The sequence below is a fragment of the Caballeronia sp. Sq4a genome, from assembly GCF_023170545.1.
Taxonomy (GTDB): domain Bacteria; phylum Pseudomonadota; class Gammaproteobacteria; order Burkholderiales; family Burkholderiaceae; genus Caballeronia.
Window position 1 is genome coordinate 2,466,310 of sequence record NZ_CP084250.1, and the last position, 18,336, is coordinate 2,484,645.

The 18,336-nt window shown below is 64.0% G+C and carries 18 protein-coding genes; 12 read left to right on the forward strand and 6 right to left on the reverse strand.

Translation table 11 applies throughout. The features are described from left to right. Positions 1 to 290: 290 nt before the first annotated feature. Entirely contained in the window at positions 291 to 1,067 is a 777-nt protein-coding gene (locus tag LDZ24_RS11675; RefSeq protein WP_248320553.1) for an enoyl-CoA hydratase, read from the reverse strand. A gap of 136 nt (positions 1,068 to 1,203) precedes the next feature. Between LDZ24_RS11675 and paaN the strand changes: the two genes are divergently transcribed. From paaN to paaK, 4 genes are all read left to right on the forward strand, one after another. Beyond that, entirely contained in the window at positions 1,204 to 2,913 is a 1,710-nt protein-coding gene (gene paaN, locus LDZ24_RS11680; RefSeq protein ID WP_248320554.1) for a phenylacetic acid degradation protein PaaN, read from the forward strand. A 129-nt stretch (positions 2,914 to 3,042) separates the two neighbouring features. After that, positions 3,043 to 3,834 carry a 2-(1,2-epoxy-1,2-dihydrophenyl)acetyl-CoA isomerase PaaG gene (paaG, locus tag LDZ24_RS11685; RefSeq protein WP_248320555.1) on the forward strand — a complete coding sequence of 264 codons (792 nt, stop codon included), beginning with the start codon at positions 3,043 to 3,045 and terminating at the stop codon, positions 3,832 to 3,834. 66 nt (positions 3,835 to 3,900) lie between these two features. Beyond that, on the forward strand, positions 3,901 to 4,287 hold the full coding sequence (gene paaI, locus LDZ24_RS11690; protein WP_241269903.1) for a hydroxyphenylacetyl-CoA thioesterase PaaI: 387 nt from the start codon (positions 3,901 to 3,903) through the stop codon (positions 4,285 to 4,287). 45 nt (positions 4,288 to 4,332) lie between these two features. Further along, positions 4,333 to 5,637: a phenylacetate--CoA ligase PaaK gene (gene paaK, locus LDZ24_RS11695; RefSeq protein WP_248320556.1), complete on the forward strand. Its 1,305-nt coding sequence runs from the start codon at positions 4,333 to 4,335 to the stop codon at positions 5,635 to 5,637. A gap of 12 nt (positions 5,638 to 5,649) precedes the next feature. Here paaK and LDZ24_RS11700 read toward each other — a convergent pair whose 3' ends face one another. Beyond that, positions 5,650 to 6,891 (reverse strand): murein transglycosylase A, encoded by a 1,242-nt coding sequence (locus tag LDZ24_RS11700; RefSeq protein WP_248320557.1) that lies wholly within the window; start codon positions 6,889 to 6,891, stop codon positions 5,650 to 5,652. Between the two features lie 96 nt (positions 6,892 to 6,987). After that, positions 6,988 to 7,362, reverse strand: a complete 375-nt coding sequence (gene apaG, locus LDZ24_RS11705; protein WP_206467083.1) for a Co2+/Mg2+ efflux protein ApaG — start codon at positions 7,360 to 7,362, stop codon at positions 6,988 to 6,990. Between the two features lie 262 nt (positions 7,363 to 7,624). Between apaG and rpe the strand changes: the two genes are divergently transcribed. The 8 genes from rpe (at position 7,625) to LDZ24_RS11745 (ending at position 14,818) form a co-directional block, all read left to right on the forward strand. Further along, entirely contained in the window at positions 7,625 to 8,314 is a 690-nt protein-coding gene (gene rpe / locus LDZ24_RS11710; protein WP_206467084.1) for a ribulose-phosphate 3-epimerase, read from the forward strand. Then, the gene (gene gph, locus LDZ24_RS11715; RefSeq protein WP_248320558.1) at positions 8,311 to 9,051 is read left to right on the forward strand and encodes a phosphoglycolate phosphatase; all 741 of its coding nucleotides are present in this window, start codon (positions 8,311 to 8,313) and stop codon (positions 9,049 to 9,051) included. Before rpe ends, gph begins: the two co-directional genes overlap by 4 nt. A 410-nt stretch (positions 9,052 to 9,461) precedes the next feature. Continuing rightward, positions 9,462 to 10,958, forward strand: a complete 1,497-nt coding sequence (trpE, locus tag LDZ24_RS11720) for an anthranilate synthase component I (protein ID WP_175946637.1) — start codon at positions 9,462 to 9,464, stop codon at positions 10,956 to 10,958. 12 nt (positions 10,959 to 10,970) lie between these two features. Then, the gene (locus LDZ24_RS11725) at positions 10,971 to 11,555 is read left to right on the forward strand and encodes an aminodeoxychorismate/anthranilate synthase component II (protein WP_159837057.1); all 585 of its coding nucleotides are present in this window, start codon (positions 10,971 to 10,973) and stop codon (positions 11,553 to 11,555) included. A gap of 4 nt (positions 11,556 to 11,559) precedes the next feature. Continuing rightward, positions 11,560 to 12,591 carry an anthranilate phosphoribosyltransferase gene (gene trpD / locus LDZ24_RS11730; protein WP_248320559.1) on the forward strand — a complete coding sequence of 344 codons (1,032 nt, stop codon included), beginning with the start codon at positions 11,560 to 11,562 and terminating at the stop codon, positions 12,589 to 12,591. 11 nt (positions 12,592 to 12,602) lie between these two features. Beyond that, positions 12,603 to 13,388, forward strand: a complete 786-nt coding sequence (gene trpC, locus LDZ24_RS11735) for an indole-3-glycerol phosphate synthase TrpC (protein ID WP_248320560.1) — start codon at positions 12,603 to 12,605, stop codon at positions 13,386 to 13,388. A gap of 12 nt (positions 13,389 to 13,400) precedes the next feature. Further along, positions 13,401 to 14,054, forward strand: a complete 654-nt coding sequence (locus LDZ24_RS11740; RefSeq protein ID WP_248320561.1) for a CYTH domain-containing protein — start codon at positions 13,401 to 13,403, stop codon at positions 14,052 to 14,054. Next, on the forward strand, positions 14,051 to 14,818 hold the full coding sequence (locus tag LDZ24_RS11745; protein ID WP_248320562.1) for a uracil-DNA glycosylase: 768 nt from the start codon (positions 14,051 to 14,053) through the stop codon (positions 14,816 to 14,818). The genes LDZ24_RS11740 and LDZ24_RS11745 overlap by 4 nt, the downstream gene beginning before the upstream one ends. A 60-nt stretch (positions 14,819 to 14,878) precedes the next feature. Here the strand turns inward: LDZ24_RS11745 and LDZ24_RS11750 are convergent, their stop codons facing one another. From LDZ24_RS11750 to LDZ24_RS11760, 3 genes are all read right to left on the reverse strand, one after another. Further along, on the reverse strand, positions 14,879 to 15,475 hold the full coding sequence (locus LDZ24_RS11750; RefSeq protein WP_248320563.1) for an FMN-dependent NADH-azoreductase: 597 nt from the start codon (positions 15,473 to 15,475) through the stop codon (positions 14,879 to 14,881). Between the two features lie 146 nt (positions 15,476 to 15,621). Further along, the gene (locus tag LDZ24_RS11755; protein ID WP_248320564.1) at positions 15,622 to 17,439 is read right to left on the reverse strand and encodes a PDZ domain-containing protein; all 1,818 of its coding nucleotides are present in this window, start codon (positions 17,437 to 17,439) and stop codon (positions 15,622 to 15,624) included. A gap of 112 nt (positions 17,440 to 17,551) precedes the next feature. Continuing rightward, complete coding sequence (locus LDZ24_RS11760) at positions 17,552 to 18,283, reverse strand: DsbC family protein (protein ID WP_248320565.1); 732 nt, start codon at positions 18,281 to 18,283, stop codon at positions 17,552 to 17,554. Positions 18,284 to 18,336: the final 53 nt, after the last annotated feature.

Genomic DNA, 18,336 nt, shown 5'->3' on the forward strand with positions numbered 1-18,336 from the left:
AAGAGCAATCCGCCAAGACCTTTCACTTCGCCGCATCAAGCACTTAGCTCAACCGCTTGGTCTTGCGTCGCTGCATCAGCAGCAGAGAAACGAGATTATGTACGTCGTTTCGGTCAGTGTCAACAAGTTTTTTGAAGCATTTCACTCGTCAACCACGCTCGGAACACTGCTCACCTTCCGAGCCGCAACCACGACACCACTACTTCCCGCTTCTTTCGCGTTCGTTGAATCGCGAAGGAACGGAATTCTAGTTACCGGCACGGCAATACGCAAGGGTTCCGCGCAAGAAATTATCGATGTTTGAACACTGGTTTGCGCTTTTCGACGAACGCCGACATTCCCTCCTTCTGATCCTCGGTCGCGAACAGCGAATGGAACAAGCGCCGCTCGAAGTGGACGCCTTCGGCAAGCGTCGTCTCATAGGCGCGGTTCACCGACTCCTTCGCCATCATGACCGCCGGCAACGAGAAGCCCGCGATGATGGTCGCGGCTTCCACAGCCTCGTCGAGCAGACGCTCAGCTGCGACCACGCGCGACACCAGTCCCGCACGCTCGGCTTCGGCGGCGTCCATCATTCGCGCCGTAAGGCACATGTCCATCGCTTTCGCCTTGGATACGGCGCGCGGCAGGCGCTGCGTGCCGCCCGCGCCGGGAATCACGCCGAGCTTAATTTCCGGCTGACCGAACTTCGCCGTGTCCGCCGCGATGACGATGTCGCACATCATGGCCAACTCGCAGCCGCCGCCGAGCGCGAACCCCGCCACCGCCGCGATAATCGGCTTCCGAATGGACCGGATCGTCTCCCAATTCCGCGTGATGTAGTCGCCTTTGTAGACGTCCATATAGGAATACTTGGCCATCATGCCGATGTCCGCGCCCGCCGCAAAGGCCTTCTCGCTGCCGGTCAGCACGATCGCACCGATGTCGTCGTCCGCGTCGAACGACTTCAGGGCCGCGCCGAGCTCGTCCATTAACGCATCGTTCAACGCGTTCAGCGCCTTCGGGCGATTCAGCGTGATCAGTCCGACCCGCCCGCGTGTCTCGACCAGCAGATTCTCGTAAGTCATGCGCTCCTCCTAGCGATCTTCAGGTAAGTCCTAATGAAAAGACCTCTTGTCCGTCATCTCGATAATGCTAACATCACCAACCAACCGGTCGGTTAATTAATCGGCTGAACCGTCCTTTACTTCCGTTCTCGCGACCATGACACATCCGCTATTCACGAAGCATGAGGCGATGCTCGACCAAGCTCTCGCTGCCATCGAAACCCGCGGCTACTGGAGCCCGTTCGCCGAAATGCCCAGTCCCAAAGTGTACGGGGAAACCGCCAACGCGGACGGAGAAGCGACGTTCAAGGCACACCTGGGCAAGACGTTCGAGCTGGACCAACCGTCGACGGGCGAAACCGTCGGCAAAGAGCAATCGCCTTTCGGCATCGCGCTTGATATTCGCTATCCGAAGGCGGACCCGGACGCGCTCATTCACGCCGCTGCGAAAGCGCAAGCCGAATGGCGCGCCGCCGGTCCGCAGGCGTGGGTCGGCGTGAGCCTCGAGGTCCTGTCACGTCTGAATCGCGCGAGCTTCGAGATCGGCTACAGCGTGATGCACACCACCGGACAGGCTTTCATGATGGCCTTCCAGGCAGGCGGCCCGCACGCGCAGGACCGCGCGCTCGAGGCCGTGGTCTACGCCTGGGACCAGCTGCGCCGCATTCCTTCCGAAGCGCACTGGGAAAAGCCGCAGGGCAAGAATCCGCCGCTCGCCATGAAGAAGCGTTACACCGTCGTGCCTCGCGGCACCGCGCTCGTCCTCGGCTGCTGCACGTTTCCGACGTGGAATGGATACCCCGGCCTCTTTGCCGATCTCGCCACCGGCAATGCCGTCATCGTCAAACCGCACCCCGGAGCGATCCTGCCGCTGGCAATCACCGTCCGAATTGCCCGAGAGGTGCTTCGCGAAGCGGGCTTCGATCCCAACATCGTCACGCTGCTCGCAACGGAGCCGAATGACGGCCCGCTCGTGCAGCAGCTCGCGGTTCGCCCCGAGATCAAGCTCATCGACTTCACGGGTAGCACGCAAAACGGCACCTGGCTCGAGCGCAATGCGCATCAGGCTCAGGTCTACACCGAGAAGGCGGGCGTCAACCAGATCGTCATCGATTCCGTCGACGACATGAAAGCCGCCGCCCGCAACATCGCGTTCTCGCTCGCGCTCTACTCCGGTCAGATGTGCACCGCGCCGCAGAACATCTATGTGCCGCGCGACGGCATCCGTACCGCGGACGGTCACTTGAGCTTCGACGATGTCGCGAAATCGCTCGCCGGCGCGGTCGAGAAGCTGACGTCGGATGCAGCGCGCGCCGTCGAACTGATCGGCGCAATCCAGAACGAAGGCGTCGTCGCGCGCATTGCCGAAGCCCGCGCAACCGGCGAGGTATTGCTCGATAGCCAGACGCTCGCCCATCCGGTCTTCCCCGACGCGCGCATTCATACGCCTCTCCTGCTCAAGATGGACGCCCGCTCCGACCAAGCGAAGTTCACGAAGGAATGGTTCGGCCCTATCTCGTTCGTCATCGCGACGGATTCGACCGCGCACTCCGTCGACCTCGCCGGCTCGATCGCTCAGGAGCACGGCGCGCTCACGTTGTCCGTCTACAGCACCGACGACGCCGTCATTCATTCCGCGCATGAGGCCGCGATACGCGGCGGCGTCGCGCTTTCGATCAATCTGACCGGTGGCGTGTTCGTCAATCAGTCGGCCGCGTTTTCGGACTTCCACGGCACCGGCGCCAACCCGGCCGCCAACGCCGCGCTCGCGGATGCCGCCTTCGTCGCGAATCGCTTCCGGGTTGTTCAGAGTCGGGTCCATGTTGCCCCGAAAGCAACGCCCGCGGAAGCTGGCCAAACGGCATAGGCGAAAACGACAACGCGCGAAAGTGCGCAATCGGCTTATGCCGTTCGGCCGAATGGAAAGCGGCGCGCAGCACGTCTAGTATCGGCGGGTGAGTGAGCAACGCAGCCGGCACCTGTCCAAGGAGATGCCATGTCGGAGAAGTCTGTCCTGTATCACATCGACGGCGATACGCGCGTCGCGACCATCACGCTGAACCGCCCGGACAAGCTGAACAGTTTCACGCGCGAAATGCACGGCCATCTCAGCCACGCGCTCACGGAGATAGAGGCCAGCAACGCGCGCGCGGTCGTCATCACGGGCGCAGGGCGCGGCTTCTGTGCGGGACAGGACTTGGCCGACCTCGACTTCACGCCCGGTTCGATGTCCGACCTCGGCGAGCTGATCGACGCGCACTTCAATCCGCTCGTGCGTCGCCTGCAGACGATGTCGCTGCCCGTCATCGCTGCCGTCAACGGCACGGCTGCCGGCGCGGGGGCGAATCTGGCGATGGCATGCGACCTCGTCATCGCCGCGCGCTCGGCGAGCTTCATTCAGGCATTCGTGAAGATCGGCCTTGTGCCCGATTCGGGCGGGACGTGGCTGCTGCCGCGCCGCGTCGGCGAAGCGCGTGCCCTCGCCCTCGCGCTCACCGGCGACAAGTTGAGCGCGGAAAAGGCGGAAGCCTGGGGCATCGTGTGGCGGGTCGTCGAAGACAGTGGATTGCAGCAGGCCGCCGCGCAATTGGCGGCGCAACTCGCGCAACAGCCGGCGCGCGCAGTGGCCGCGATCAAACAACTGATGCGTCCGAGCGCGAACAACACGTTCGACGCTCAGCTCGACCTCGAACGCGACATTCAGCGCGAACTCGGCGCGTCGCGCGACTATATCGAGGGCGTCGCGGCGTTCAAGGAGAAGCGCGCGCCGCGCTTCGAAGGCCTTTAAGACCATTACCGATTACCGGAGAGACCTGTGACGCCTCAACAGCTTGCGGAAGCCACCGCCAAGGCCATGTACGAAGCGGACGCTTGCTCGCGCGCGCTGGGTATCGAGTTGATCGAAGTGCGCCCGGGCTATGCCCGCCTGCAGATGAACGTCCGTCCTGACTTCCTGAACGGTCACGCGATCTGCCACGGCGGTCTGATCTTCACGCTCGCGGATTCCGCGTTCGCCTTCGCGTGCAATTCGTACAACGTCAGCACGGTCGCGGCGGGCTGCTCGATCGAGTTTTTGCGGCCCGTGCAAGGCGGCGACCGGCTCACTGCGGAGGCGGTCGAACAGACGTTGAGCGGACGCGCGGGCATCTACGACATCCGCGTGACCAACCGCGACAGCGAAACGGTGGCGATGTTTCGCGGCAAGTCGGCGCAAATCAAGGGAACTGTGATTCCCGTCTGACGGGCCGTCCAGCGCACCACGACAGCGAGCATGAAGGAGACACTGATGACCACAGCATTGCCGCTCGATCCGATCGAAAAGGCGAGCCGCGACGAGCTCGTCGCGTTGCAACTGCAACGCCTGAAATGGACGCTGAAGCACGCCTACGAGAACTCGCCGGTCTACCGGCGCAAGTTCGACGAAGCGGGCGTGCATCCCGACGAAGTGCAGTCACTCGCCGATCTCGCGCGGTTTCCGTTCACGACCAAGAAGGACCTGCGCGACAACTATCCGTTCGGCATGTTCGCCGTGCCGCAAGAGCGGGTCGCGCGTATTCACGCGTCGTCGGGAACCACGGGCAAGCCGACGGTCGTCGGCTACACCGCGAAAGATATCGACACGTGGGCGGATCTCGTCGCGCGTTCGATTCGCGCAGCGGGCGCGCGGCGCGGCGACAAGGTGCACGTGAGCTATGGCTACGGCCTTTTCACCGGCGGGCTCGGCGCGCACTACGGCGCCGAACGCGCGGGGCTGACCGTGATTCCGTTCGGCGGCGGGCAAACCGAGAAGCAGGTGCAACTGATTCAGGACTTCCGGCCCGACATCATCATGGTCACGCCGAGCTACATGCTGTCGATTGCGGACGAGCTGGAGCGGCAAGGCTTGGATCCGTCGAACTCGTCACTGAGAATCGGCATTTTCGGGGCGGAGCCGTGGACGAACGACATGCGTCGTGCCATCGAGCAACGCATGGGTATCGATGCCGTGGACATTTACGGATTGTCGGAGGTCATGGGACCGGGCGTAGCGTCCGAGTGCGCCGAGACCAAGGACGGCCCGACGATCTGGGAAGATCACTTCTATCCCGAGATCATCGATCCCGAAACGGGCGAAGTCCTGCCCGATGGCGAATTCGGCGAACTCGTGTTCACATCGCTCACGAAGGAAGCGTTGCCGATCATCCGCTATCGCACACGCGATCTGACCCGCCTTTTGCCCGGCACCGCTCGGACGATGCGCCGCATGGAGAAGATCACCGGCCGCTCCGACGACATGATGATCGTGCGGGGCGTCAACGTCTTTCCGACGCAGATCGAGGAATTGTTGCTGAAGCGTCCGGTGCTCGCGCCGCATTATCAGATCGTGCTGACGAAGGACGGCCCGCTCGACGTTCTCACGCTCAACTGCGAGCCGTGTCCGGAATCGGCGCCGGATACAGCCGCGCTGGAAAGCGCGAAGACCGCGCTCGCCTATGACATCAAGGCGCTCATCGGCGTGAGCGCGGTCGTGAACGTCCTTGCGGTCAATGGCATAGAGCGGTCGGTCGGCAAGGCGCGGCGCGTGGTGGACAAGCGCAAGTTAGGCGCGTAAGCGTCTCTGCGCTCAGGAGTTCGGCATTAGCAGCCACATCCGGCCGCCTTGCTTCATGCGTCCGGCGAGATCGCCGGCATCGTCGCCGAGGCCCCAAAAATAATCGGCGCGCACGCCGCCCTTGATCGCCGTGCCGGTGTCCTGCGCGAAGACGAGGCGGTTCATCGGCTGGTTGCTGAGCGGCCGCGTGGTCTGCAGGAATACGGGCGTGCCGAGCGGAATGGCGGACGGATCGACGGCAATCGAACGTTCGGGCGTGAGCGGTACGCCGAGCGCGCCGACGGGACCATCGCCGAGACTCGCGTTCATCACGTCGTTCGCGGGCATCTCGCGGAAGAAGACGAAGCGCGGGTTCACGTCGAGCAGCGCATCGACGCGCGCCGGGTTCGCCTTCGCCCACGCCTTGATGCCCTGCATCGTCGCCTGCGCGGGCGTGAGTTCGCCGCGATCGAGCAATTCCTTGCCGATGGATCGGTACGGCTGGTTGTTCGTCCCGCCGAAACCCACGCGCATGACGCTGCCGTCTTCCATCACGATGCGCCCCGACCCCTGCACTTGCAGGAAAAACGCTTCGATGGGGTCGTCGACCCACACGAGCTCGTTGCCGTTCAGCACGCCGGAGCGTTCGAGTTGCGCGCGCGCCGGCAGCGCGGAGCCCGGCTTGTACCGATACGGCCACCGATACAACGCGTACTGATAAGCACCGTGGCGCGTGCGCGAGCCGCGCAGCAACGGCTCGTAATAGCCGGTCACGAGGCCGTCGACGGTGCCGTCGGTATTGGCGAGCTGGAACGGCGTGAAATACGCTTCGAAGAAACTGCGCGCCGCCGACATGTCCAGATCGTCGAGGCTTTGTGCCGCCGCGCATGCCTTCTGCCATCCGGGCTGGCGCGCGAGCCGGCTGCAGTTTTGTCGCAGCGCAGCCGTCGCGCCGATCAGGCTATCGTCCTGCCAGCCGGGAACCTGCTGCCAACTGACCGCGGTCAGTCGCGACGATGCGCGCTGGCCCGTGGTAATGGGCGTGCCGCCCGCCGTGCTCGGCCCCGGCTTCACGTAACTGCCGCCGCCGCACGAGGCGAGCAGCACGGCCGTTGCAATCGACGCGGCCCAGGCCGCTCCTTGCGCGGCGCGTAGCGCTAACCGCATACAATGCTCGTTCTTGATGGGAACCGCCATGTCTGATCTGTTCGACGAATATCCAATGCTGATCTTCGCGCTCGAGGCGCTCGTGGCGCTCGGGCTCTTGATTTTCATCGTCGCGTGGACGGCTTCGGGCAAAAAGAAACACCAGAACCGCGCGAACGATCCGGCCAAACGCCGTTGATTTGCGCTCGGCCGCTGCCTGCGCGCTCAGTGCAGCGTGCGCGGCACGTGCAACGCGAATTCCGCGATGGGCGCTTCGAAGCGTTCGCCGTCGTCCGCCACGCAGAAATACTCGCCGCGCATGGTGCCCACCGGCGTCGCGATCACAGCCCAGCTCGTATATTCGAACTGCTCGCCCGGCGCAAGCAACGGCTGCTGACCGACCACGCCTAGCCCCTTCACTTCCTGCACCTGATTGTCGCTATCCGTGATGATCCAGTGGCGCGAAATCAACTGAGCCGTCACTTGGCCCGTATTGCGGATCGTCAGCGTGTAGGCGAACGCGTATTGACGGCTGTCCGGGTCGGACTGCTCGGGCATATATCGCGTCTCGACGGACACGGTGAATTCGTACTGGCTCATCGTCGTTCCAATTCAATTCGTCGCTGCGCTGCGCAAAAACAGCGCGCGGGTGCGCCGCTACTGGTCAGGCATTCTGCTTGATGCAGCCCGCGCCCGCAACACGGAGCGGACCTCGCGGGCGTTTTCGGCTCTGTCAAGCTGGCCGTCCGGCCGACTTACGCTAAAGACAACGCGGGTTAGAATTGCGCTTCAGACCGTCGGCTGCACGCTCGGCCGCGCGAATCGAGTCTCGTGGTCCCTGCGGCCCCAACCGGATACGTCCATGGCGCAATTTCACATCGCTCCCAGCATCCTTTCCGCCGACTTCTCCCGGCTCGGCGAGGAAGTCCGCAACGTCGTCGCCGCGGGAGCCGACTGGATTCACTTCGACGTGATGGACAACCATTACGTGCCGAATCTCACGATCGGCCCGATGGTGTGCGAAGCCATTCGCCCGCACACGGAAGTGCCTATCGACGTGCATCTGATGGTGCGGCCGGTGGATCGCATCGTGCCCGATTTCGCGAAAGCCGGCGCGAATGTGATCAGCTTTCACCCAGAAGGTTCGGACCACATCGACCGCACGCTTTCGCTCATTCGCGATCACGGCTGCAAGGCCGGTCTCGTCTTCAATCCCGCAACGCCGCTCAATTATCTCGATCACGTGATGGACCGGCTCGATCTCGTGCTGATCATGTCGGTGAATCCGGGCTTCGGCGGGCAGTCGTTCATTCCGGAAGCACTCAACAAGCTGCGCGAGGCGCGCGCGCGCATCGACGCCTACCGCGAGCGCACGGGCCGCGAGATTCATCTGGAAATCGACGGCGGCGTGAAAGTGGACAACATCGCGGAAATCGCGGCGGCCGGGGCGGACACGTTCGTCGCGGGCTCGGCCATCTTCGGCAAGCACGACTACAAGCAGGTCATCGACGCCATGCGCGCCGAACTGGCGAAATCGGGAGCGCAACAATGAGCGAGCTCATCGCGCCGCCGCAGGCCTTCACGAACCGCCCGATCCGCGCCGCGATCATCGACCTCGACGGCACGATGGTCGACACCGCAGACGACTTCGTCGCCGCGCTCAACGGCATGCTGACGCGCGTCGGCATCGATCAGCCCGCCACGCGCGAAGAAGTCGTCGGCTACATCGGCAAGGGTTCGGAAAATTTGATCCGCAGCGTGCTCGGCGCGCGCCTGCCGCATCCGCAGGCCACCGCTCAGTTCGACGACGCCCTGGCCACGTATCAAAGCGAGTACGCGAAGATCAACGGCAAGCATTCGACGCTTTTCCCCGAGGTCGAGGCAGGGCTCGAAGCCATGCGCGAGCTCGGCATCGCGCTCGCGTGTGTCACGAACAAGCCGCATCGCTTCGCGGTGGAATTGCTGTCGCACTTCGGCATCGCGCAATACTTCAAGGTCATTCTCGGCGGCGATTCCGTGCCGTTGAAGAAACCCGATCCGCTGCCGATGCTCACCGCATGCGAGCGGCTGGACGTGCTGCCGCGCGAGACGGTGGCCGTTGGCGATTCCGAAAACGACGCGCTCGCGGGCCGCGCCGCCGGCATGGCGACGCTCACGGTGCCCTACGGTTACAACCATGGGAAAGCCGTGCAATCGGTGAAATCCGATGGTATAGTTTCCTCGCTGCGCGCAGCCGCTTCGGCAATTGCCGCCACGCTTGCGCCGCCGAATACCACACTGACTGAATAGTCCATCTCTCATGTTTCTCAACAGAAAACGGAGTCTGAGCAGCATCGACCGGGGAGCCTGGCCCTGGCGTCGCTGGTCGCGCTAACCTCGCCCGAGGTACGCTGAAGTGACGTTGCGTTCCGCTTCACTCGCTTCAGCAACCGTTTTTTGTTTCGCTGCGCATTCCCGCGCCGTTTCCGTTGATTGGTCGTACATCGGTCGTACATCGAGCCTTGCTTCGGCATGCGCCGTCTAGCGTTGCGCGCGGCATGTGCCGTACGTGCAGGCCGCTCACGTGACATCGAACTCGTTCGATGCCGCGCGGCCAAGCCGCATCGACCGTCAATCCGGCAAACGGGCTGCTCGCAGCGCCGTAAGCATCCCCTTTGACGCGCCCTGACACAACGAACGCGTCGCTCAAGGACCGCAAGATGACCGAACTCGAATTCCAATCGCTGGCGAACGAAGGTTACAACCGCATTCCGCTGATCGCCGAAGCCCTCGCCGACCTCGAAACGCCGCTCTCGCTCTACCTTAAGCTCGCCCAGAGCGAGCGCAATGGCGCGAACTCTTTCCTGCTGGAATCGGTCGTCGGCGGCGAGCGGTTCGGGCGTTATTCGTTCATCGGCTTGCCGGCCCGCACGACGGTGCGCGTGCAGAACGGCGTGTCGCAAGTGGTCACGGACGGCACGGTCACCGAGACCGACGAAGGCGATCCGCTCGCGTTCATCGAACGCTTCCAGAAACGCTTCAAAGTGGCCATGCGCCCCGGCCTGCCGCGCTTTTGCGGCGGTCTCGCCGGGTACTTCGGTTACGACGCGGTCCGCTACATCGAGAAGAAGCTCGCCGACACGGCCCCGCGCGACGATCTCAACCTGCCCGACATCCAGTTGCTGCTGACTGAAGAAGTCGCGGTTATCGACAATCTGGCGGGCAAGCTCTACCTCATCGTCTATGCAGACCCGACGAAGCCCGAAGCGTACGCGAAGGCGAAGCACCGTCTGCGCGAGTTGCGCGGCCGTCTGCGCGCCACGGTTCAGCCGCCGGTGACGTCGGCGAGCGTGCGCACGGAGACGTATCGCGAGTTCGCGAAAGAGGACTATCTCAAGGCCGTTCGTCGCGCGAAGGAGTACATCGCGGCGGGCGAACTCATGCAGGTGCAAGTCGGCCAGCGGCTGATCAAGCCGTTCCGCGACAATCCGCTTTCGCTGTATCGCGCGTTGCGGTCGCTGAATCCGTCGCCGTACATGTACTACTACAACTTCGGCGGCGACGTTCACGTGGTCGGCGCATCGCCCGAGATTCTCGTGCGTCAGGAAAAGCGCGCCGAAGACCGTATCGTCACCATTCGCCCGCTCGCCGGCACGCGGCCGCGCGGCAACACGCCCGAGCGCGACGCCGAACTCGCCACCGAGTTGCTGAACGATCCGAAGGAAATCGCCGAACACGTCATGTTGATCGACCTCGCGCGTAACGACGTGGGCCGTATCGCGGAGACGGGCTCGGTCGCGGTGACGGACAAGATGGTCATCGAGAAGTACTCGCACGTGCAGCATATCGTGAGCTCGGTCGAAGGCAGATTGAAGCCGGGCATGAACAATTTCGACGTGCTGCGCGCGACATTTCCCGCCGGCACGCTTTCCGGCGCACCGAAAGTCCGCGCGATGGAACTGATCGACGAACTCGAGCCCGTCAAGCGCGGGCTGTACGGCGGCGCAGTCGGCTATCTGTCGTTCAGCGGCGAGATGGATTTGGCCATCGCTATTCGCACCGGCCTCATCCACAAAGGCAATTTGTATGTGCAGGCGGCGGCAGGCGTCGTCGCGGACAGCGTGCCCGAATCCGAATGGCAAGAGACGGAGAACAAGGCGCGCGCCGTGCTGCGCGCGGCCGAGCAAGTGCAAGACGGCCTCGACAGCGACTTCTGAGGAGACAAGACCATGCTGCTGATGATCGACAACTACGATTCGTTCACCTATAACCTGGTCCAGTACTTCGGCGAGCTCGGCGAGGACGTGCGCACGTATCGCAACGACGAAATCACGCTCGACCAGATCGCGGAACTGCAACCCGAGCGCATCTGTCTCTCGCCCGGGCCGAGCAACCCGCAGCACGCGGGCATCACGCTCGACGTGCTGCGCGAATTCTCCGGCAAGCTGCCGATTCTCGGCGTCTGCCTCGGCCATCAGGCGATCGGCGAGGCGTTCGGCGGGCGCGTCGTGCGCGCGCAGACCATCATGCACGGCAAGGTGAGCCAGATCGAGACGGACTGCAAGGGCGTCTTCTCCGATCTGCCGAAGCACTTCAACGTCACGCGCTATCACTCGCTCGCCATCGAGCGCGAGTCGTTGCCGGACTGTCTGGAAGTGTCGGCGTGGACGGCGGACGGCGAAATCATGGGCGTGCGTCACAAGGAACTCGCCGTCGAAGGCGTGCAGTTCCACCCGGAATCCATTCTTTCCGAGCACGGCCACGCGCTGCTCGAAAACTTCGTGAAGAACACGGCGTCCGGCAAGCGGGCTTAAGAACATGACGATCACTGCACAAGAAGCCCTGCAACGCACCATCGAGCACCGCGAAATCTTCCACGACGAAATGCTGCATCTCATGCGCCAGATCATGCGCGCGGAGATGTCGCCCGTGATGGCCGCCGCGATCATCACCGGCTTGCGCGTGAAGAAGGAAACCATCGGCGAGATCGCGGCGGCGGCGACCGTCATGCGCGAGTTCGCCAATCACGTCGAGGTGGCGGACAACTCCAATTTCGTCGATATCGTCGGCACGGGCGGCGACGGCTCGCACACGTTCAACATCTCCACGGCGTCGATGTTCGTCACCGCAGCAGCCGGCGCGAAAGTCGCGAAGCACGGCAATCGCGGCGTGTCGAGCAAGTCGGGCAGCGCGGACGTGCTCGAAGCACTCGGCGTCAACATCGACCTGACGCCGGAGCAAGTGGCCGCCTCCATCGCCGAAACGGGCATGGGCTTCATGTTCGCGCCAAATCATCATCCGGCCATGAAGAACATCGCGGCCGTGCGGCGCGAACTCGGCGTGCGAACCATCTTCAATATCCTCGGGCCGCTCACGAATCCGGCGAGCGCGCCGAACCAGCTTCAGGGCGTGTTCCACGAAGACCTCGTCGGCATTCAGGTTCGCGTGATGCAGCGGCTCGGCGCGAAACACGTGCTCGTCGTGCATGGCAAGGACGGCATGGACGAAGTGTCGCTCGGCGCGGCGACGAAAGTCGGCGAACTGAGGCACGGCGAAGTGCGCGAGTACGAGATTCATCCGGAAGACTTCGGCTTGCAGATGGTCTCGAACCGCTCGCTCAAAGTGCAGGACGCGCAAGAGTCGAAGGCCATGCTGCTCGGCGCGCTGAACAACAAGGCGGGCGTCGCGCGCGAGATCGTCATACTGAACGCGGGCGCGGCGCTCTATGCCGCCGACAGGTGCGATTCGATCGCCGAAGGCATGGCCGCCGCGCGCGAAGCGATCGAAAGCGGCGCGGCGCGCGAGAAGGTCGAGGCCTTGGTACGCTTCACGCAGCAATTCACGAAATAACGGAACCCATCATGAGCGACATTCTCGATCGCATCATCGCGGTCAAGCGCGAGGAAGTTCGCGCCGCCGAACAGAGCGCGCCGCTCGAAGAGCTGAAGCTCGAAGCGAGCGCGCGGGACCTGCGCGATTTCGTCGGCGCATTGCGCGCGAAGCACGCCGCCGGGCAAGCCGCGGTGATCGCGGAAATCAAGAAGGCGAGCCCGTCGAAAGGCGTGATACGCGAGGACTTCGTGCCCGCCGACATCGCGCGTTCGTACGAAAAAGGCGGCGCCGCGTGCCTGTCCGTGCTCACCGACGTGCAGTTCTTCAAAGGCAGCGTCGCGTATCTGGAAGAGGCGCGCGCCGCGTGCAGCCTGCCGGTGCTGCGCAAGGACTTCATCGTCGATCCGTATCAAGTGATCGAAGCTCGCGCGATGGGGGCGGACTGCATCTTGCTGATCGCAGCAGCACTGGAGCTCTCGCAGATGCAGGACCTGGAAGCGTACGCGCATTCGCTCGGTCTCGCGGTCCTCGTCGAAGTCCACGACACCGACGAACTGCGCGACGCGCTCACGCTCAAGACGCCGCTCATCGGCATCAACAATCGCAACCTGCGCACGTTTCAGACGACGATCGATACGACCATCGGCATGCTCGAATCGATGCCGGACGACCGTATCGTGGTGACGGAATCGGGCATCCTGTCGCGTCTCGACGTCGAGCGGCTGCGCGCGATGCGCGTAAACACCTTCCTCGTCGGCGAGGCGTTCATGCGCGCCGACGACCCGGGCGCGGAACTCGCCCGCATGTTCTTCTAATTGGACTGCATCGTGGCAATCGAACGCGAAATCAAGCTGGCGCTGCCGCCGTCGCAACACGACGACGTGGCGCGTTTCTTCGACGAGCGCGCCGGCGCGGGCAGGCCGTTCGATCTGGGCAACGTCTACTTCGACACGCCTCAGCTCGCGCTCGCCGAAGCCAAGGCCGCGCTGCGCCTGCGCCGCGCGCCGGACGAATGGCTGCAAACCTACAAGACGCTCGGCGAATCGCGCGCGGGCATGCACAGCCGCCACGAATGGGAAATGCCGGTGAAAGGCGAGGCGCTCGAAATCGACGCGCTGCTCGCCGCCTGCGACGACGAAACCGCCCGCGAGGCGCTCAAAGCCGCCGCGCCGGAACTGGTTGCGCTGTTTCGCACGGACTACCGGCGCATCGTGTGGGACGTCGAGCACGAGGGCGCGCAGATCGAAGTGGCGCTCGACCTCGGCGAAGTGACAGCAAATGTCGACGGCGAAACGCGTCGCGCGGAAATCAGCGAACTGGAGTTCGAGTTGAAGTCGGGTAACGAACACGCGCTGGAAACGCTTTCCGCCGAAGTGCGCGGCGCTTTTCCGGAACTCGTTCCCGAAGATCTGAGCAAGGCGCAGCGCGGCTACCGGCTGCGCGAGCAGCCGCAAAGCGGTATTCAAGACGCCGAAGCATGAATCGTCAGCCTTCCCTGTTTGCGGAGCCGGAAGGCGCGACGGACGCGCCCGCGTTCACCACGCTCGAAAGCCAGTTCGATGCGCTGCCCGCCGACTGGCGGCGGCATTTGATGCCGTTCATCGAAAGCCCGCGCTATGCGACGCTCTGCGCGTTCGTGGATGCCGAGCGCGCCGCCGGCAAGACCGTCTATCCCGCCGACGTTTTTCGCGCACTGCGTCTGACGCGCCCCGGCGACGTCAAGGTCATCATTCTCGGCCAGGACCCGTATCACGGCGAAGACAAGGGCGCGCCGCAAGCGCACGGTCTCGCGTTTTCGGTGCCCGCGCCGGTGCGGCCGCCGCCGTCGCTGCGCAACATCTTCAAGGAGATTCAGGCGAGTCTCGGGTTCGCGGCGCCGTCGCATGGTTGTCTCGATGCTTGGGCGAAGCAAGGCGTCTTGCTTCTGAACACGTCCTTGACGGTCGAGCGCGACAAGGCCGGCAGTCACGCGAAGCGCGGCTGGGAGCAATGCACCGACACGCTCATCCACGAGATGGCGCTGCGGCACGACGGCCTCGTGTTCATGTTGTGGGGCGCGCACGCGCAGGCCAAGCGCGGGTTGATCGAGGGCACCGGCAAAGCGCACTGCGTGCTGGAAGCGCCGCATCCGTCGCCGCTCTCCGCGCATCGCGGATTTCTCGGCTGCGGGCATTTCGCGCGGGCGAACGCGTATCTCGTCGAACACGGACGAGCGCCGATCGACTGGCGCTTGCCGCCTGCATAAAAAAGCCCGCTGCGTCGAACGACGCAGCGGGCTTTAACTATCGGCGGCTCTAGAAGCCGCTTACAGCGCCGCAATCGCCTCGCGCGCTTGCGCCAGCGCCGTGCCGGCCACGTCCGCGCCCATGTTCAGGCCTTCGGCGTAGATGAAGTTGACATCCGTCATGCCGAGGAAGCCGAGGAACGACTTCAGATACGGCGTCTGCGAGTCATGCGGCGTGCCGACATACTTGCCGCCGCGCGCCGACACCACGAACACCTTCTTGCCCTTCACGAGACCTTCTGGACCGTTCGCCGTGTAGCGGAACGTGATGCCGGACCGCGCGATCTGGTCGAAGTACGCCTTCAGTTGCGACGAAATGCCGAAGTTGTACAGCGGCGCCGCGATCACGACGATATCCGCCGCTTGCAGTTCTTCGATCAGCGCGATGCTCTTCGCATCGATGGCGGCCTGCTCGGGCGTGCGCTTGTCGGCGGGCGTGAAGAACGCGCCTAGCGTGGCGTCGTCGAGGTGCGGCAGGTTGTCGGCGAGCAGATTGCGCACAACGACCTTCGCGCCCGGATTGCTTTGTTGCAGTTTCGCGGTGAGTTCGTCGGCGAGCAGCGTCGACTGAGCGCCTTGCGAACGCGCGGCGGAATTGATTTGCAGAATCGTCGTCATGATGTCTTCCTTCCTGAGTGAGGAGCGGACGGCAAGCGCGCCCGCGTTAGGAAGCATTCTTCAATTTTCGACGTTCGGGAAAAAGCGGCGCGGCCGTGAAGGATCGTTGCATCGGTAGAACAATCCTCCGACGGCCGCGCTGCAGGTCAGCCTTTCAGCCAGCGCTCGCGCCACTGCTTCGACGGACCGCGGCCGTCCATCGCGGTCAGCACGTAGCGCGACACTTCGGGCGCGTCGAGCCTGACCTCGGTGCGACGCAGTTCGTCGCGGCGGAACGCATGCACCTCGATTCTCGCGCCCGGCAAATAGCGCGACAGCAGCGCGTCCAGATTCGACCCGGTGACGCGCAGGCCGTCGATGGCCACCAGCACGTCGCCGGCCGACAGTCCCGCCTTCTGCGCCGCGCCGCCGTCATGAACGACCGCGAGCGTGCATTCCGCGCCGCCGCGCACCCGCGCCCCGAGCGACGGCTTGCCGGCCGTGCCGTTGGTCGGCATGTCGGGCGCGAGGGCGATGCCGAACGGCTCGAGCAGCGCATCGAGCGGCAGATCGCGCGTGCCGCGCACGCCATCGCGAAAGAGCGCGCGCAGGTCAGCGCCGGTCGCCTCCGCGAACAGCGCCTCGACGTCTTCTTCGCGGATGCCGCGCGGCTTGCCGTTGTAGAACTCGCGGCCGTATCGCTGCCAGAGTAGCCGCATCACGTCATCGAGCGATCTGCGGTTGTCGGTCTGCGCGCGGATCGACAAATCGAACGCCAGCGCGAGCAGCGATCCCTTCTGGTAATAGCTGACGATGGCGTTGGCCGCATTCTCGTCGGCGCGATAGTACTTGACCCATGCATCGAACGAACTCTGCGCGACCGATTGCTTGAGCCGCCCGCTGCCCCGCAGCACGCCCCCGATGGTCTTGCCGAGCAGCGAGAAATAATCGCCCGCGCTGATGAGACCGCTGCGCACGAGCATCAGATCGTCGTAATACGACGTGAAGCCCTCGAAGAGCCAAAGCAGCGACGTGTAATTTTCCTGCGACAGATCGTACGGCGCGAACGCCGCCGGCTTGATGCGCTTCACGTTCCACGTGTGGAAGTACTCGTGGCTGCACAGGCCCAGATACGTGCGATAACCGTCCGTCATCTCCGGGCGGCCCTGCACCGGAAGGTCGGTGCGATTGCAGATCAGCGCCGTCGATGCCCGATGCTCCAGCCCGCCGTAACCATCGCTGACGGCGACCGTCATGAACACGTAGCGGTCCATCGGCGCTTTCTTCGTGCGCGGTTCGAAGAGCGCGATCTGCGCTTCGCACACGCGCTTCAGGTCCGCCGCGAGCCGTTGCATGTCCAGCGCGACGACGCGCCCCGCGATCACGATGTCATGCCTCACGCCGTGCGCGGTGAAGTTGCCGAGCGCGAATTCGCCGAGCGTAACCGGATGGTCGATCAGTTCGTCGTAGTTCGCGGCTTCGTAGCTGCCGAAGCCGTAGCGCTTCGTTCCGCGCGATTCGGCGAGCGCCGTCGCGACGCGCCAGTTGCGGTGCGCGCCGCCCGGTGGCGGCTGAATATCGACGACGCACGGCGCGCTCGACTGCCCTTCCACCGCGAGAAAGACGCTGGTGCCGTTGAAGAATCCGACCGTATCGTCCAGATGCGCGGCACGCACCGACATGTCCCACGCATAGACTTCGTAGCGCAGCGTGATCGGGCCGTCGACCGGCGCGGCTTGCCACGCGTGCTTGTCCGTCTTTTCGATGGCGACGCGCCGGCCGGCCGCGTTGAACGCCTGCAGCGTGACGATATTGCGGGCGAATTCGCGGATCATGTAGCTGCCGGGAATCCACACCGGCAGCAAAAACCGCTGTCCAGCCGGATCGGGCTGCGCGACGGTCAGCGTCACTTCGAACAGATGCGCCGCCGGGTTCTTCGGAACGATGCTGTAGCGCACCGGTTGCGTGAGCGGAGTCATTGCCATAGTCGTCCTTGTTCTTGTTCTGGGCGTTGCTTCATTGCGCCGGATGCGCAATGGCGAGCCGTAAAACGAAAGGAGGCGCCCTCACGCCTCCTCTTGCCAGATCGGGCCGCGATCAGTGCGCGGCCGAGATTTCCTTTTCCAGCCGGTCGGCGGGCACCGCGCCGGGCAGACGGCGGCCGTCCGCGAGAAACACGGTCGGCGTGCCCGAGACGTTCATCGCGTGGCCGAGCTTCAGGTTCTTGTCGATCGCGGCGGTGTCGCACGTGCCGGCGGTGGTCGGCGGCTTGCGGTCGAGCATCCAGCTCTCCCAGCTCATCGCGCGATCTTTCGAGCACCAGATCGACTTCGATTTCTCGGTCGAATCCGGCGAAAGCACCGGATACAAGAACGTGTACACGGTCACGTTGTCGATGGACTTCAGCGACGATTCGAGCTGCTTGCAGTACGGACAGTTCGGATCGGAGAACACCGCGATCTTGCGGCTGCCGTTGCCTTTGACGACCTTCACCGCGTTCTCGAACGGCAGCTTCGCGAAGTCGATCTTGTTGGTCTCGGAGAGCCGCGCTTCGGTCAGGTTCTTGTTGCTGCGCGTGTCGACGAGATCGCCGACCATCACGTAGTTGCCGGTCGCGTCGCTATAGACGATCTGCGTGCCGAGGTTCACTTCGTAGAGCCCCGGAATCGGCGTCTTGTCGATGCTCTTGATGGTCACTTCGCCCATGCGCGCTTCGAGCGTGGACTTGAGCTTGTCGGTGGTTTGATCGGCCTGCGCCGAACAGCCGAGGCCGAGCGTCGCGGCGAGCGTGGCTGCCGCGGCGAGAGCAAGGCGAAGAGTGGTTTTCATGCCGTATCCCGATAATGGGGCGACGCGTGACGACCGCGCCCGCCTTGGTGTTG